General features: G+C 68.0%; 11 protein-coding genes. 2 read left to right on the top strand and 9 right to left on the bottom strand.

What is annotated here, in order from left to right:
- Positions 1-148 precede the first annotated feature (148 nt).
- Positions 149-1,048: a superoxide dismutase gene (locus ABZ562_RS20735; RefSeq protein WP_361481513.1), complete on the bottom strand. Its 900-nt coding sequence runs from the start codon at positions 1,046-1,048 to the stop codon at positions 149-151.
- A 138-nt stretch (positions 1,049-1,186) separates the two neighbouring features.
- On the bottom strand, positions 1,187-2,203 hold the full coding sequence (locus ABZ562_RS20730; protein ID WP_361481510.1) for an aldo/keto reductase: 1,017 nt from the start codon (positions 2,201-2,203) through the stop codon (positions 1,187-1,189).
- Positions 2,204-2,403: 200 nt separating this feature from the next.
- Here ABZ562_RS20730 and ABZ562_RS20725 point away from each other — a divergent pair, with 200 nt between their 5' ends.
- On the top strand, positions 2,404-3,027 hold the full coding sequence (locus ABZ562_RS20725) for a helix-turn-helix domain-containing protein (RefSeq protein WP_361481507.1): 624 nt from the start codon (positions 2,404-2,406) through the stop codon (positions 3,025-3,027).
- On the opposite strand, the gene ABZ562_RS20720 is transcribed toward ABZ562_RS20725, so the two are convergent.
- The 7 genes from ABZ562_RS20720 to ABZ562_RS20690 form a co-directional block, all read right to left on the bottom strand.
- A complete protein-coding gene (locus ABZ562_RS20720; protein WP_361481504.1) occupies positions 2,975-4,189 on the bottom strand; it encodes a helix-turn-helix domain-containing protein in 1,215 nt (404 codons plus the stop codon). The two genes, ABZ562_RS20725 and ABZ562_RS20720, sit on opposite strands and share 53 nt — an antisense overlap.
- A complete protein-coding gene (locus ABZ562_RS20715) occupies positions 4,186-5,019 on the bottom strand; it encodes an SDR family oxidoreductase (protein WP_361481501.1) in 834 nt (277 codons plus the stop codon). Before ABZ562_RS20715 ends, ABZ562_RS20720 begins: the two co-directional genes overlap by 4 nt.
- Entirely contained in the window at positions 5,006-6,376 is a 1,371-nt protein-coding gene (locus ABZ562_RS20710) for an MFS transporter (RefSeq protein WP_361481499.1), read from the bottom strand. Before ABZ562_RS20710 ends, ABZ562_RS20715 begins: the two co-directional genes overlap by 14 nt.
- 40 nt (positions 6,377-6,416) lie before the next feature.
- The gene (locus tag ABZ562_RS20705) at positions 6,417-7,652 is read right to left on the bottom strand and encodes a cytochrome P450 (RefSeq protein WP_361481496.1); all 1,236 of its coding nucleotides are present in this window, start codon (positions 7,650-7,652) and stop codon (positions 6,417-6,419) included.
- A complete protein-coding gene (locus tag ABZ562_RS20700; RefSeq protein WP_361481493.1) occupies positions 7,649-8,875 on the bottom strand; it encodes a cytochrome P450 in 1,227 nt (408 codons plus the stop codon). Before ABZ562_RS20700 ends, ABZ562_RS20705 begins: the two co-directional genes overlap by 4 nt.
- Positions 8,876-8,901: 26 nt before the next feature.
- Entirely contained in the window at positions 8,902-10,098 is a 1,197-nt protein-coding gene (locus ABZ562_RS20695; protein WP_361481490.1) for a cytochrome P450, read from the bottom strand.
- A gap of 241 nt (positions 10,099-10,339) precedes the next feature.
- Positions 10,340-11,317 carry an SDR family NAD(P)-dependent oxidoreductase gene (locus tag ABZ562_RS20690; RefSeq protein ID WP_361481487.1) on the bottom strand — a complete coding sequence of 326 codons (978 nt, stop codon included), beginning with the start codon at positions 11,315-11,317 and terminating at the stop codon, positions 10,340-10,342.
- Between the two features lie 292 nt (positions 11,318-11,609).
- Between ABZ562_RS20690 and ABZ562_RS20685 the strand changes: the two genes are divergently transcribed.
- Positions 11,610-14,465 carry an AAA family ATPase gene (locus tag ABZ562_RS20685; RefSeq protein ID WP_361481484.1) on the top strand — a complete coding sequence of 952 codons (2,856 nt, stop codon included), beginning with the start codon at positions 11,610-11,612 and terminating at the stop codon, positions 14,463-14,465.
- Positions 14,466-14,492: the final 27 nt, after the last annotated feature.

Raw genomic sequence — 14,492 nt, 5'->3', positions numbered from 1 at the left:
GGCGGACTACAACTTCATTTGCCCCTCGGATGGCAACGAGCATTGGGGCGGGTACTGGGAATCAGCTATTCGTCCGGGCTCCCGAACGAAGCGAGCGTGGCACTCCGGTGAATGGGCCGGAGTGCCACGCTCGTTATCTGGGCGGTGTTCAGCCTCGGGGAATGGCCACCGCGGTGTAGGGCGTGGTGGGAGTCGGTTCTGTGGTGGTGCGTGCGTTCGGCAGGTAGAGCCGGTCCCCGCGCACCGCTATCCGTGTCGGGATGTCGAAACGGCTGTCAGTGGTGCGGCGTACGAGTTCCGCGGTCTTTCCGGAATCGTCGAGGCGCAGCGTCGCGACTTCGTTCTTCCGGTTCTGTGCGACATACAGCGTGTGGTCGCTGAGCAGCAGGCCGTCGGGGTTGGTGAGCGTTTCACCACCGGTGTTCACCTCGTGCGTGGTACCGCTGGGCAGGTCCACTTCGAAGAGTTTTCCGGTGCTGATCTGGGCGATGACAAGCCCGTCCCCTCCGGGAGCCGGTGCGATGCCGCTCACGTTGAAGCCCTCGCCGTAGTGGAGGTCACCGGTCAGGGGCACGGTGACGACTTCGCTCTGCTGTGGAAGCGAACCGTCCTGATGCCGGGGGACCTTGTACACGACGGGGTTGAAGGAGTCGGTGAACCAGGCCGCGTCCCGTGTCAGTACGACGTCGTTGATGAAGCCGCTCGATGCGGGGAGCTTGTAGTTGGCAAGTACCTTTCCCGAATCCGCGTCGACGATTCTGCCGTCGCCGACCGATCCGCCCGCAACGTAGAGTCGGCCGACGCCGTCGAGTTTCATTCCCGTGGCCATACCGCCGGTGTCGGAGGTGATCACTTTGCCGGCGCCGGTGGCCAGATCGACTTTGTAGATGGCGCCGTTGTTGAGCGAACCGAAGTAGGCATACGGCTTATCGCCGATGGCGATGCCGTCGGGCCGGAAACCCTCCGGGAGTTGCAGCGTCGTCGGGCCTTCCGTTGCACTGGTCGGGACGGTGGCTTGGGCCGGCCCGGCAAGGCCGAGCAGGGCCAAAGACCCAGCCGCCGAAGTGATGAGTAGCTTACGGAACATTGCTTCCCCCGTTTATTCTCGAGTTGACGCCTGGTAAGGGCGTCGATCTGAAGCGTCAGTCCCCTGTCGATCAGAGGAAAACACGCGTACGGCGCTGCATCAGCGGCCGTTCATGTGCATGACGCTTTCCGGATAGCGCGTCCCGGCGATTGCCGCTGCCGGCAGTGCCTCGTCCAGCCGCCGCATCATCTGGGCATCGAGCTTCAGCTGAGCGGAAGCCAGGTTCTCGGTCAGCGTGACGCGCCGTTTCGTGCCGGGGATCGGCACGATGTCCCCGCCCTTGTGCAAAAGCCAGGCGAGGGAGACTTGGGCGGGCGTGGCCGACAGCTCGCGGGCGAGCTCGCGTACCACGTCGGCGGCGGCGGTGTTGGTGTCGAAATTGGTGCCCTGGAAACGCGGGTCGTGCTTGCGGTAGTCGGTCTCCGGGTAGTCTTCCGCACGCATCGCCGATCCGGTCAAAAAACCCCGGCCCAGCGGGGAGTAGGCGACGAGGCCGATGCCGAGTTCACGGATCGTGGGAAGAATCTCCTGCTCCAAGTGGCGTTCCCACAGGGAGTATTCGGTCTGCAGCACCGCCACAGGGCAGACCTTGTTCGCCCTTGTGATGGTTCCCGCGCCGGCCTCGGACAGTCCGAAGTGGGCCACCTTTCCCGCCGCGATGAGGTCGCCGACGGTGCCCGCGACCTCCTCGATGGGGACCTCCAGGTCAACCCGGTGCTGGTAGAGCACATCGATGTGGTCCGTGCCCAGTCGGGACAGCGAGGCGTCCACGACGCGGCGGATGTGTTCGGGCCGGCTGTTCAGTGCGCCGCGCCGGGTTCCTTCGTACTCCCAGCCGAACTTCGTCGCGATCACCGCTTGTTCCCGCCGTCCGCGCAGCGCCCGGCCGAGGAGTTCCTCATTCACGAACGGGCCGTATGACTCCGCGGTGTCGAAGAAATTACAGCCCATCTCGAGGGCGTGGTGAATCGTGGCGATGGACTCGTCATCGTTGGGAGTTCCGTACGTCTGACTCATCCCCATGCACCCCAGGCCGAGGGCGGAGACTTCCAGTCCTGTTCGGCCCAGACGGCGGCGCGGAATCGGTAAGGCGCTCAACTCGGTGGGTCCTTTCATCGGATTCGCGTGGGATTCTCTGTACGGCCCGGACCCGGCCCGTGTGAAGCGCTCTAGAATCCGACCGCAGGATCGGGGGAGACGATACGGAACGGTCTCCCCGATTGTCAATGTTCAAACAGGAGACATGTATGGCGAATCAGGATGAAACGTCGAGGACTGGCAAGCCTTCTCCCCACCAAGCGGGGGGAGGCCCCCGCTTGGCTACTCCTCTGCGCTCCGATGCCCAGCGCAACCGGGCGCGCGTACTCAAGGCCGCCCAGGAGGCGTTCGCTTCGGAGGGCCTGGCGGTTCCCCTGGATGAGATCGCCCGACGCGCGGGGGTGGGGTCCGGCACCGTCTACCGGCACTTCTCCAGCAAAGAGGTGCTCTTCGAGACGATCATCTTGGGCAGGCTGCAACAACTGGTCGCCCAGGCGGAACAGTTGATAGATGCCGCTGAGCCGGCCGAGGCGCTGCTCACCTTTCTCTCCCTGACCATCGAGGAGGGCAGCGTCCGCAAGGACATGATGGACGCACTCGCCGGCGACGACATCGAACCGTCTGCCGCGGTGCCACAGGCCCGCCTCCATCTGCGCCGCGTCATCGGCAAGTTGCTCTTCCAGGCACAGCAGGTAGGGGCCATCCGCGACGACATCAGCGTGGCCGATCTCATGGCGCTGATCACCGGCCTCATCCTCGCCCGACACCGCAACGACGGTGGCATGGCCGGGCCCCAGCGAGTTCTCGGGGTGGTCTGGGACGGCCTGCGCGCCGGCTGTTCCGGACCGGTCACACGATCCCCGCGCTCTCCGCGAGCTGATGCAGATCGCGCCGCACCGTGACGCTGTCCTGAGAGATCGCCTGGCGGAGCAGATGCCGGGCGTAGACGTTGCACCGCATCTCCTCCCCGCAGTCGCGGTCCGCCTGCATCAGGGCGAGCACGGCACCCGACTGGTCGCGCGCCTGCAAGTGTGCGCGGGCCAAGGTCAGGTAGAACCGGACCCGCCCCTCGCGATGCAACGCGTCGACCTCCTCCACCTGTTCAGCCAGGCGCAGTGCGCGTGCCGTACGGCCGAGCACGGCCTCTACCCGGACCCGGTGAGCGGCGACGTCCACCGGCGTCACGGGCGTTGCGGTCCGTATGTCACTGCCCCGGAGGCCCCCCGCCAGCTCTTCTGCCATGTCCATCAGACGCTCAGCCTCGTGATGGTCCTGCTGAAACGCGGCGGCCTCGGCGGCAGTGAGATACAGCCAGGTGCGCTCCGCCCCCACCTCCTCTGCGGCGATCTCCCCGTCCAGAGCCAGACCGTCGGCCTCGGCCACACACAGCTCACGCGCCTGGCCGGCGGAGTGCAGTCGCAGCAGCACATCACCGAAGCCGCGCAGACACGCCGCGGCCAGCAGTGCTTCCCCCGCCTGCCTGGCCTCCGCGAGCGCCCGGTCCGCGGCCAGCAAGGCATGCGGCAACTCTCCGGTACTGTGCAAGAATGCCGATGTCAAACGGTGCACCTGAGCGCTCAACGGCAAAGCCTGCCGTGCAGAGTGCCAGGCATGGCAGCCATAGACCCGGGCCAGCAGCCCGGGCAGCCGCGCCCGGACCAGGGAGTAGCGGTGCGCGGAGTGGTGCCAGGACGTCCAGGCATCGTTCACGTCGCGACACAGCCGCGTGAGGTCGCCGGGGGGAACCGCCACGCCCGCCACGTCCGCGGTCCGCTGGCCGAGCAGGGCCGCACGGATGTCCGGCTCGCCTTCTTGGATGAGTTGTTCCACCCTGTCCTGCGGCACCGCCACACCCATGAAGGCGGCCACGTCCTTGACGTGGAGGACTTGCGCCAACCTCAAAAGCGTCGAAAGACGGTCCACCTGGCGCCCTTTGCGCTCCACCTGCCGCAACCACTCGGAGCTGTAGCCCACGAGCGAGGCGAGGGTCTGCCGGGAAAGCCCGCGTCGGCGCCGCAGCAGCTCGATACGTTCGCCGATCGTCATGTCCAGGCCGGCCGTCATGCTTGACAGCCCCCTCTCTCCCGCGGGTGACCGACCGGGTCGCCGCTGATGACCTCGTCTCCGTAACCGGCCAGATGGGTGAACCCGCCATTGACGAAAACGATGTCTCCGGTGGAATAGCTGGACGCCGCCGAGGCCAGAAAGATCGCCGCGCCGACGGCTTCGTCCGCGCGGCCGCCCCGGCCCATGGGAGTCGCCTTGCGCAGTTCCTCCGTACGAGGCACCCCGTCGGGCGTCATCGTTCCGGGACACAGGCCGTTGACCCTGATCCGTGGGGCACAGTCCCTCGCGAAACAGCGAGTGAGCATCCACAGGGCGGCCTTGGAGACGCTGTAGGGAGCGGCCAGCGGCACCGGGGCGAAACCGGCCCCCGACAAAAGGTTCACGATGACGCCCTCGCCGTCCCCCACCAAGGTCCGCACGAACGCTGCGGAGAGACGCGCCGGCGCCAGGAGATTGACGTCGAGCGCAGCCTGCCACTCATCCAGCGTCACATCGGCACTGTGCGTGCCGGCGGCCCCGAACGCCAGCGCGTCGTTGACGAGGATGTCCACCACGGTGAAGTGCTCCTGCGCCACCGCGAGAATTTGCTCCACTGCGGAGGCCGCACCCACGTCACAGTGCACGACGGCGACATGTCTGCCCGTTGTCCTGCGAACACCTTCGGCGACGGCGTCCACTGCCTCCTTGTCCTTGTCGACCAGAAGCAGGTCGGCGCCGGCCTCTGCGTAGCCCTGTGCGATGGCCGCACCGATGTTGCGGCCTGCTCCGGTGATGAGTGCCGTCCGGCCCGTCAGCCGGAAGCGATCGAGGACATCAAGCTGGTTCACTGCGGTTCGTCCTTTCGTTCCCGTCGCGGGCCGTGGCGGAGGGCGCGCGTGCGGTGCGTACGGGGGAAGCCGGAAGGGCCAGGGCCAGCGAGGCCGTGGCGGCGAGCAGTACCGCGTCGATGCGGAAGACCGGGGCCACCCCGCCGGAGCGGTACGCGAACGCGGTCAGTGCCGCCACACCCACCGCGCCCCCCAAGTGGCGAGCGGTGTTGACCAGCCCGGAGGCGAGACCGGCGTCGGCTGCGCGCACGCCGCCGGTGGCGGCCAGGGTCAACGGCGTGCTGGAGATGCCAAGGGCGAAGGTGATGAGGAAGCCCGGCAGCAGCACATGCGTCAGGAACGAGGCGTGCGCGCTGGCACCTGCCAGCCAGAGGAACCCTGCGCACTGCAGCGCCGACCCCGCCAGCAGGACCCGCCGCGTGCCATAGGCCGGGATCAGCCGGGGCGCCAGCTGGGCTCCGGCCACCACGGCCAGGTACTGCGGCAAAAAGGCCAGCCCCGTCGCCAGCGGGCTGAAGTGCCGCTCGTTTTGCAGGTGCAGGGAGAGGAAGTACCACATGGAAAAGGTGGCGGAGGCGGTCAGGAACATGGCCGCATTCGCCCCGGCCACCGATCGGCTGCGGAGCACGGTCAGCGGCAGCAGAGGATCCCTGGCCCACTTCCCCTCCCACAACAAAGCGGCGCACAGCAGCCCCCCGCCGGCGAGGAGCGGCACGAGGTCCGCGGACAGGGCGCCGTAGACGCAGAGCCCCAGCGCGGCGGTCAGCGACAGCGCGCCGACCACGTCCGGCGAACGGCGCGCCCCGGACGCGGGCCGCCGGGGCACCGCACGGCACGCCAGGGGGTAAAGGGCCAACCCCACGGGCACGTTGAGCAGCATGGTCCAGCGCCAGTTGAGGAACTCGGTGACCAGGCCACCCACGAAGACTCCTGCTGCACCTGCAGCCGCCGCCACACCGCCCCACACCGCGAGGGCGCGGGTGCGCTGCCGCTCCTCGGTGATCTCCCGTGTCAGCAATGTCAAAGACACCGGGGACAGCGCCGCCGCTCCCACGCCCTGCACGGTACGGGCCAGCACCAGTACCTCCGGTCGCCAGGCGAGGCCGGCGACCAGGGCGGCGACGACGAAGACGGTGAGTCCGCACATCAACACGCGCCGGGTGCCGAAGAGGTCGGCCAGGCGCCCGCCGAGCAGCAAGGCGCCTCCGAAGGCGAGCATGTAGCCGGTGACCACCCACTGCAGTCCGGCAGTGTCAAAGCCGAGCGCCGCGCGGATCGAGGGCAGCGCCACGTGCACGACGGAGACATCGAGCACCACCAGGAACTGAGTGGTGCACGCCACCACCGTCAGCAGCACCGGCAGCCTTTCCTCTGTGCGCCTCGGCGGGCTCGCGTTTTCAGCCATGGAGCACGACCGGCAGGCGCTGATAGCCGTTCAGCATCGGGCTGGGGCTGCGGTGGGCCGGCCCGGCACCCGACACCTGGCGATAGCGGGCGGCGAATTCCTCCAGGACAATGCGGATCTCCAGCCGGGCGAGTTGGGCCCCGATACAGAAGTGCGTGGCGTGTCCGAAGGACACGTGCATCCGGGCAGAGTCGCGGCCGATGTCAAAGCGGTAGGGGTCGCGGAACACTGAGGGGTCCCGGTTCGCCGCGCTGTAGAGCATCAGGACGTAATCACCGGGCCGCAGCCGATGCCCGGCGAGTTCCACGGGCCGGACCACGGTGCGTCCCCCGTAGCGCGCGGGCGTGCTCCAGCGCAGCACCTCCTCGGCCGCCGCGGCCGCCATCCTCGGTTCCTTTGTGAGCCGTTGGTACTCCGCCGGGTTGGCGGCGAAGGCTTCCACACCACCGGCGATGGCATTGCGTGTGGTCTCGTTGCCCGCGACCAGAGCGGTCCAAAGGTGCATCAGCAGTTCCGGGTGCGAGAGCCACTGCCCGTCGAGCTCGGCGAAGGCCAATGAGGTGATCAGGTCATCGCGGGGCGACTGCCGCCGTTCGGCGATCAGCACGTCCAAGTAGTCAAAGAACTCCGACAAGACCTCCTGGCGCGACCGTGCGCCCGCGGCGTCGGACACCGCCGCGAGTTCGTCGGACCAGCGGCCGAGAAGCGGCACATCGGCAAGCGGCACACCCAGCAGTTCGGCGATCACTTGCAGCGGGATCGGCGCTGCAAAGGCGCTCACCGCATCCGTCTCCCGGCCTACGGGGACTTCGTCGAGCACCCCGCGAACCAGAGCCCGCACGGCGGGTTCGAGCCGCTGGACTCGGCGCGCGGTGAGACTGCGGCTGATGAGTTTGCGGTGCTTGTCGTGTTCCGGTGGGTCGATGTTGTGCAGCAGCGGAGTGTCCTGCCTGGGGTCGGCGGGCCGGCCGCCCGCCGAGCCAGGGCTTTCGTCGATCATGTGGCCGTGTGCGCTGCTGAAGTCGGCCGGTGCCCCTGAGACTCGGCGCACATCCACCCAGCGGGAGACCAGGTGCATCGGCCGCCCCTTCGAAGACACCCACGGGTGCACCGGGCTGTTCTCCTGCAGCCAGCGGAAGGCGGTCTCGCCATTCCAGTAGAAGTCGGGGCGGTCCGGTGCGATGACGGGCGGTGTCGCGGGGCCGGTGGCGTCGGTGGTCGTGGTCATAGGAGACTCTCGACAGGGCGGCACGGCTCGCCGGGCTCGAACTCCACGGGCAGAGAGCGGATGCTGCGGACGAGGCCGGGCGGCTGGTCGATGTGTGCCCCCGCCTGCAAGCGCAGCCCCGGAAGCCGGGTGTGGATTTCGGTGACGGCCACCTTCAGCATCAGCCGGGCGAAGTGGGCGCCCATGCAGCGGTGCGGCCCGGCACCGAACGCCATGTGGGGGTTGGGCTTGCGAGCGGGATCGAACCGGTCGGGTCGTGCAAAGACTCGCTCGTCCCGGTTGGCGCCGGCCCACAGCAGGAAGACGCGTTCACCAGCTGGGATCCGCTGGCCCGCCACCTCCGTCACCCGCGTCGTCACCCGTGAGAGGCCGAAGGAGATGGATCCGTAGCGCAGCAGCTCCTCAACGATCTGCTCCACGGACTGCTCGTTGTCACCGAACAGCTGAGCCAGCGCGGGATCATTGATCATGTGCAGGGCGATGTCGCCGATGCTGTTGGAGGTGGTGTCCATGCCTGCGACGATCAGCAAGATCATTGCCGGCACCATCTCCTCGTGCGTGAGGCGTCGGCCGCCGACCTCGCCGCGCAGCAGGGCATCTACGACATCGCCGCGGTGCGGCTGTGTCGTCCGCCAGCGCAGGTGCTTCAAGGACCACTCGGTCAGGTCGGCGAAGGCTCGGTTCTGCTCCTCCTGGGTGGCGCCCTGCGACACGACGAGGTGAGCGAGACCTCTGGTGTACGGGACTTCCTCGGGGGCGACGCCGAGGAGCAGCTCGAACAGCGCGGCCGGGACGAACTTCCAGGCAAAATCTTCAGCGAGGTCACAGGCCCCGGCCGCGATGAACTCGTCGATGAGGTCGGAGGCGATTCGGCGCATGGCGGGTTCGTGACCAGCGACGGCTGCTGGGGACATCAGCGGGTTGAGCATCTTGCGCCAGTCGCGGTGACAGGGCGGGTCGACCTCGATGGGGGCGAGCAGCGGGGCGTCGGGGTTGTGCGGCAAGGAGACGCCCTGGGCCGAGGAGAAGGTCTCCCAGTCCTTATTGGCCGCCAGGACCTCGGCATGCCGGGTGATGATCCAGAAGCCGCCGTGCGCAGTGCTGTAGAGGACCGGGCCCCGCTCCCGCAGGCCGTCCATCACCGCCCAGAACTCCTCCGGTGCCCCGGCCAGGCGCGTGCTCCACGGGTCGAAGTCGACCCGTATTCGACTGTCGGATGCCATCGTCGTGTCGTCTTTGGACAACTTGCTCACTTCCCCGCCGCGACGCTGAAGGTTTCCCAGGTCAGTGCCGCGTAGGCCGCCGAGGGTTGACGGTCCACCACCTCGTAGCGAGGCCAGCGGGCGAGGAAGGCGTTGACCGCGTTGCGTACCTCCATGCGGGCGAGCTGGGAACCCAGGCACAGGTGAGGCCCCTGGCCGAACGTCAGGTGCTGGTTCGGGGACCTGCCCACGTCGTACTGGTCGGGCCGTTCGAACCGTGCGGGGTCCCGGTTGGCGGCGATGACCAGGATCCACACGATGTCGCCGTCGGACAGCCGCTGTCCGCCGAGTTCGACCTCGCCGAGGACCTTCCTGAAGTTCACGCGTGCTGTGGGGTCGTAGCGCAGGGTCTCATCGACGCCGCTGCCCGTCAGGCCGGGGTCGGCGATGAGGCGATCGCGCTGGTCCGTGTGGCGTGCGAGGTGGGAGAGCATCGTCGTCGTGGTGGAGGTGGTCGTGTCCGATCCCGCGACGAGCAACGTAACGCAGGTGGCGGCGAGTTCCTTGTCGGAGAGGGACCCGCCGGCGTTTTCCTCGACCAGGCGGCCGATGAGGTCCTCCGTCGCTCCGCTGCGCCGCCTCTGGGCGATCTCGGCCTGCAGGTACTCGAGCATCTCCCGGCCGCTGACGACTGCCGCGTCGATGTGTTCCTGCGGAACGAGGCGAGGGTCGGCCAAGATACAGCGCATCATCGACTCCGCCCACCGGTAGAACAGTTTACGGTCGGAACTGGGGATGCCGAGCAGTTCAGCGATCACCGTTGTGGGCAGTGCGCTGGTGAACTGGCCGAGCACATCGACGGGTTCGCCCGATTCCATGCCGTCCACGAACTCCGGCGCTGAGAGGAGTTCCTCGATGATCTGATGGATGCGCGGCTCCAGTCGCTGGACCGAGCGGTAGGTGAACACCTTCTGCACCATGGAGCGCAGCCGGGTGTGGTCCGGCGGGTCCGTGTGGACCATGGTGTCGGTGCCCTCGAACCAGGGGCCGAAGTCGGTGGAGGCGAAGACGGTGTTGGAGAAGTGCTTGTAGTCCATCAGGACCTCGCGGCAGTGCTCATAGGAGCTGACGAGCCACGCACCGCCCATCGGTTCGCTGCGTACGACGGGGCCGGCCGCCCGTACTTCCTCCAGGAGCGGCCATGGGTCGATGACGGACTCGGGGGTGACGATGTTGATGTCCACGCGTTGCCTTTCGTTGCGGAGCGCGCAGTCGCGGGGTCGCAATAGGGGGATCACAAGGCCGGGCGGCAGTGTTCCGGGCAGGTGCCGGCCCTAGTGGCGGGGCTGCCGGGCCTGTCGGTGACGCGGTGGAGGGCTGGGGCACCTCCTGCTCGAGCCAAGTCGCAGCGTGCGGGGAGCGCGTGCAGGCATGGCAAGGGTGCGCCGTGCGGCGTCCGCCGGGCCAGGGACTTGGTGGGCGGGGCTAGGGAGCGACGAGGTGTTCCAGGTGCCGCTGATTGGCCCGAAGCGCGAAGCGGAAGGTCTCCTCCGCAACTTCGTGTTCCTGGCCCGGCAGGCCGCGCACGGTCTCCCAGTGCGCGGCGACGTCCTCGGCTGTGGGGGCTGTCGATCCCGCCCAGCCATCGCTGTGTGCAGTCCAGTAGCGGTGGAACCAGCCTCCGGCTGCGCCGTAAATCTCCGCCGTGACGGGACAGCTGGGATGAGCGAGTGCCACGGCCATCGGCGCGACGCGGTCAGCGGTGAGCAGTCCCATCTCGGCACCGGGAACCACGTCCGCGTCGGGGCGGCCCGGCAGCGCCGCGCCGGTCGCCTTGAAGGCTTCGGATTGGCGGGTGTCCAGGGCGCCGGGGGCCAGCAAATTGGCCCTGATGCCGTACTTCTGCCCCTCCCAGGCGACCGCCTTGGTGAGCCCGACGAGCCCCGCCTTGGAGGCTGAGTAGTTGGCGCCGCCATAGGACCCGCACAGCCCGGCCGCCGAGGTGACAGCGACGATAGTGCCCTCGCCGCGCTCGGCCATCGCCCGGAAGGCCGGCTGCATGACGCAGAAGGCGCCCTTGAGATTCACGGCGAGAACATCGTCGAAGTCGGTAGGACTCATCCTCGTGAAGAGGGCGTCGCGCAGGATCGCCGCATTCGCCACGAGCGCATCGATGCGCCCCCAGGTGTCCAGGGCGGTGCGGATGATGGCCGCGCCGCCCTCGGGGGTGGCCACGGTGTCGGTGCTCGCGATGGCCTTTCCGCCCAGCTCGCGGATCTCTGCCACCACGGCCCGGGCCAGCTCGGCGCATGGCGTTCTGCCCCCGGTCGGCGGCCCGCCCAAGTCGTTGACGACGACGCGGGCGCCGCGCCGGGCCAATTCCAGCGCGATGGCACGACCGATGCCACCGCCGGCGCCGGTGACCACCGCGACGCGCTCATCGAACCGCAGCTTCTGCGGCATACGCCCTCCTCCTTCGTCGCGGAGACGCCGCTCAGCCGTTCCGGAACGGGCCCCCCAGTTCGGCGTGAAACTATGCAGTCGCAGAGATCCTTCACCACCCCTAACCAACCCCTACTGACGTCCTGAAAACCCACATCCGCGCAGGTGGTCGACGTGCTGGGCGCGGAACTCAATTACCTCCTCTTGACCAGTGCTTGGGATTCCGGTTAGGGGGCGGAGGGGATCGATTCCTGTGTGGTGCCAAAGGTGTCACCGTTGAGCTGTACGCGTCCGATGTTGTGTAGGGGGAGACATGACGCTGATCGAACGTGCGCACCAGCGCGCACTTTTACAGGACTTATTCTCAAAAGCCCTGCATCGCCGCGGGGGCACCGCCGTTCTGCACGGCCCGCTGGGCTGCGGCAGAACGGAGCTCTTACGCGCCATCACCGAACACGCCGTGGAGACAGGAGCGCTGGTATTACGCGCCGACTGCATCCAGGCGGAGCGCCACGTTCCTCTCGGAGTGTTGCGACAGCTGTTCACCGCCTCCCCAGGGACACCGGACGTCCTGCGACAAGCCTTCTTCGACCTGTGGAACGGAGCGGCGCCCCGGTCCGCTCCGGCCGCCCTGAAGTCGGGCCACCCGCCGTTACCGTCCTGGGCCGCCGGGGAACTGCTTTCCCTGGTGCACGCAACTGCTGCAAAGACCCCGCTCGTCATCGCGGTGGACGACGTGCAGCATGCCGACGAGCCGTCGATCCACTTCTTGTCGCGGCTGGTGCAAAGCATTCGGACGGCGCGTGTACTTGTCGTCCTCACGGAGTGCCCTGCACTCCCGGCGCACGCACAATCTCCCGCATCTGATGCGCTGACGTCCCCGTACGTCCGCCGCATCCCGGTGCCCGCGCTGTCCCCCCTCGGTGTGCATCACCTCTTGTCAGCTCACCTCACAGCACGCGAGGCGGACTGCTACGCCGCATCGTGCCACCGCGTCAGCGGGGGAAACCCCCTTGTGGTGCAGGCGCTGCTCGCCGAGCACCTGGACCACGGCACCGTGCGCACCGGCAAGGAACACGCCCCGTTCCAGGCGAGCGAAGCCACGGCACGGACAGTTCTGTCCATGCTGCGGCGGGGCAGCCCCGAACTGCTGACCGTGGCCCGTGCCCTGGCCCTGCTCGGAGAGTGGGGCGGAGCATCCAGCATCAGCCGTGTGCTCGAGCTCGGCAAGGACAGGGTGACTGCAGCCCTGGAAGCGCTGGACGAAATGGGCGTGACCCACGAGGACGGCTTCCGGCACGCCTTGGTCGCAACCGGCCTCCTGGAAGACCCCGACTTCCACGAACACAAGGTATTGTCCCTCGCCACCGCGCGGGTGCTGTACGAATGCGGCGTCCCGGACCTGACCGTGGCCCGCCATCTGATCAACGCCGGAGACGCGGAGCCATGGGCGCGCGCACCGCTGATACAGGCAGCGCAGGAGATGCTCGCCGCAGGCACCCCCGGCTTGGCCGTCTCCGCACTTGAACTGGCTGTTCAGGTTTCGGAAAGCCACCGCGGCAAGGCGGAGATCACGGCCTTCCTCTCGCATGTGGCAAGTCGCGACAATCCAGGTCAACTCCTGAGATTCATCGACCCCTTACTCGGCTACGTGCGTGAGGGAGCGCTGACCGGTCGCTGCGCACTGAGTCTCGTGCGCCACCTGATCCGGTACGGCCGCGAGGGCGACGCCCTGGAGGTGATCCGCACGGCGGGCTCGGCCGCGGAGCATCTGGATGCCGAAACCGCCGCGGCGCTCGACCACACGCGGTGTTTTCTGCGCGTCAATCACCCGTCGGTGACCTGGCCGCTGCCGGTCCACCCGCATGTCGTACGCCACAGGCCGTGGACCGGCGCAGCCGCGGGCGCCGGTACGACCAACGGCACCGAGCTTCTGGAACGAGTGCTCACCAACGGCCCACAGGACGACCTCACCCCGCAGGCCTTGCAGGTACTGGAGACCACGAGGGCGGACGACGCATCCTTGGAGTCCGCCCTGGCGGTTCTGGAGGCCCTGACCTACACGGAACACTACGACCTGGCCAACGAGTGGGGTTCGCGACTGCACGACGTCGCAACGACCCACCGGCTCTCCCGGTGGAGTGCGCTCCTGACTGCCCTGCGGAGCGAGATCGCACTGCACCAGGGCGCGCCCGTGGCGGCGCAGGAACTGGGGGAGGAATCGCTCGGCTCGCTGGCGCCCAGTCTCTGGGGCATGGAGGTGGCGATGCCGCTGTCCGGGCTCGTCCTCGCCTACACCGAGACCGGTCAGCACCAGTCGGCGCAACAACTCCTCGACAAGCCGGTGCCACGTGAGGTGTTCAAGACCCGGTTCGGCCTGTTGCATCGGTATGCTCGCAGCCGCCACCTGCTGGCCACCGGCCGCTACCACGCCGCGTTGGAGGAATTGTCGGCGTGCGGAGCCATGGCCAAAGCGTGGAAATTCGACACCCCGACATTCCTGCCGTGGCGCAGTGACGCCGCCGTGGCCCTGCAGAAGCTCGGAGACGAGGAAGAAGCCCGTCGGCTGGTGCTCGCACAGCTGGAGCGCCCTGGCGGCGACTCACCGACGGCACGCGGCACGGCCCTCAGAGTCCTCGCCGGCATCAGCCGGCCCAGCGAGCGTCTCACTCTGCTCAGGGAATCCGCGATGCTCCTCAGCGGCAAGGGCAGCCGACTGGAGCTGGCACGCACACTCGTCGACCTCACGCACAACTACCGCAACCACGGAGACCATGCCAAGGCGGAGATGGTCGCCCAACAGGCCCGCTTTTGGGCGGACGCGTGCGGTGCCACGGCGCTTGTGAGCACCGTCCGAGGCCACTCGGCCGAACCCATCGGCCCATGTGTGCTTCCCGACTGCCCCACGACCGAGGCCGAGAGCCGGGCCGTGCTGAGCGAGGCCGAGCAGCGCGTCGCGGAACTCGCTGCGCTCGGCAGCTCGAACCGTGAGATCGCCCGTAAACTTCATGTAACCGTGAGTACCGTGGAGCAGCATTTGACGCGCGCCTACCGCAAGCTGCAGATCAAACGGCGCTCCGAACTCCCCTCCAGACTCATCTCCACCCCTGTGGACGGCACCACCGGTTCGCGGCCAGGTTCGCCGATGCAGACGGGAAGACCCATGTAGGGAGGCGGGGTGCCCTGGGTGCCGTCG

The organism is Streptomyces sp. NPDC019937 (assembly GCF_040631655.1).
Classification (GTDB): Bacteria; Actinomycetota; Actinomycetes; order Streptomycetales; family Streptomycetaceae; genus Streptomyces.
Note: the sequence above shows the minus strand (reverse complement) of the source record. Positions and strands in the feature narration are given on the sequence as shown.